General features: G+C 59.7%; 3 protein-coding genes. All 3 read right to left on the bottom strand.

Translation table 11 applies throughout. From position 1 onward, the window contains the following. Positions 1–83: 83 nt before the first annotated feature. The gene (locus EN893_RS31835; RefSeq protein ID WP_013533650.1) at positions 84–722 is read right to left on the bottom strand and encodes an acyl-homoserine-lactone synthase; all 639 of its coding nucleotides are present in this window, start codon (positions 720–722) and stop codon (positions 84–86) included. Between the two features lie 96 nt (positions 723–818). Then, positions 819–1,550: a LuxR family transcriptional regulator gene (locus EN893_RS31830; RefSeq protein WP_127267150.1), complete on the bottom strand. Its 732-nt coding sequence runs from the start codon at positions 1,548–1,550 to the stop codon at positions 819–821. Beyond that, on the bottom strand, positions 1,517–1,892 hold a 376-nt coding region (locus EN893_RS38800), incomplete at its 5' end, for a hypothetical protein (RefSeq protein ID WP_206640211.1). The genes EN893_RS31830 and EN893_RS38800, both read right to left, overlap by 34 nt.

Genomic DNA, 1,892 nt, shown 5'->3' with positions numbered 1-1,892 from the left:
GCCGTCACTCGACGACACGGTGACGACCAGCGTGTGGTTGCGAAGTTCAGGTTGCGGGTGTGTGCTCATGGCTGTCTCCGATCTCATGACGCACGCCTTTGCCCGAGCATGTCGGGATATCCCCTGGCCAGCACGGGAGCAAAATGATTGCGGCGCGACCGCACCACATCGAGTGTGTGTTCGTTGAAGGTCAGCAAGGTGGCGACGACCTGCTGGTTGCCATAGGTGCGCTGATAGCCCAGCGGGGTCGCCAGGAAATGCAGCTGCAAGGCGCGCAGCACCCACATCGGCTCGAACTCGATGATCACCTTGTCGACGCCGCGCTTCAGCCCCCACTCGACGAAACCGGCAATCAGTTCGGTGCCGACGGTCGAAACGCCGCGACGGCCGTCACGAAAACCGGGAGCCACCGCGTAGCGGGTCAATTCCCAGATGTTTGGACCCGATGGCGGCGTTCCTTCGGAAAGATCGGTCAAGACCTCGGTCAGCAGATGTGGGCGCGTCGTCGGCAACATCCTCTGATAACCCGCCACTTCACCGCCTCTGATGACGATCTGATGGACCGCCTCGTCGTGATCGAACTGGTCGAGTTCGAGCCCGTCGGGCCGCCTGAGGTCATCCCACCCCATCTCTTCGACGAATATCTTGTAGCGCAAACGATGGACGGCCTCCCAAAGGTCGGGACGTTCCATCAATTCCTGGGTTGTAAGGGAAAAAAGCATTCCGCCGTCTCCTGCGTTCAGAGGAAGATACGGCCGTGCTTTGATGAGAAAATTGCGTGATCGCGTAGGCAAAAATTCCAGGTCGGCACGGCCGACCTAACTAATGTAGCCGCGCCGTATCGCTTCCGCGACGGCCTGCACCCTGTTGACGGCACCTAGTTTGCTTTTGGCGTTAAGAAGATGTTTCTCCGACGTGTGTTCGGAAATGCCGAGGATTTGCGAAATCTCCCATTCGGACTTGCCGACGGCGGCCCATTGCAGGCATTCGCGCTCGCGCGGCGTCAGCACGATATGATCGATGGTGTTGCTCGCCATGGTGTGGAGTTGCATGGCGCGGCCAACCGCATAGGTCGAGACCAGCGACACCTGGCCAAATTCGGCGGCGGACAATTCCACAGCCTCGCCGCCGAGCGACACCATGACGATCTGGCCGTCAAGCGTGATCAACGGAAAGGCCAATCCATCACGCAGTTTGAAGGCGCCGGCATCGCCCATCACCTCGCCGCTGCTCTTGTCTATGCGGATGCCCTGCGACGCCTCGTGCCACTGGAAGGGCGCCTGCAACTGTTTCATATGGCTGACGACCGGGTCATGATCGACATAGTTGCGCGCGACATAGCGCTCCAGCCATTCGCCCGGCCAATCGCAGAGAAGCACATGCTGCTTTTGCTGGCCGGCCGGCGTGCCTGGCTGCGGTACGGTTCCCGCCATCAGCGCGGTGAGGCCGAAATCCGATGTTATGCCCAGCAGCCTTTCACAGACCGCCGCCGCCGTTGCGGCGTGCTGCAGTTGGTCTATGTATTCCAGCGTGCGATCGAACTGACCCATCGCAACATCAACCCCATGTTGCCTCGTGCATTGCGGCCAATGATGCGTGCCTGATTTACACTTCGCCACCGACCACGGATTGCAAATCGCATACTTATTTTGTGGCTTCCCTCACCGAGGCGGCCGAAGCTGATTTGCAAACCGGCTAAATCATATCCTGAAATCGGCGGGTTGAAATCAAAAACCATTGTGCCTGTACCATTTTCGTACCAAAACCGGTGCGAGCACGACTGTGGCGGAGTTTTATCTTGGCGTTCCGGTGGAGGTCCTTCGCCCTTGCGATGCTGATCGGCTTGCTGTCGTTCGCCGACGGCGCGCGCGCCGCGGCGCCTCAGGTTCCGG

The organism is Mesorhizobium sp. M7A.F.Ca.CA.004.04.2.1 (genome assembly GCF_004022825.1).
In the GTDB taxonomy this organism is placed as follows: domain Bacteria; phylum Pseudomonadota; class Alphaproteobacteria; order Rhizobiales; family Rhizobiaceae; genus Mesorhizobium.
This window is presented reverse-complemented; position numbering and strand designations above follow the sequence as displayed.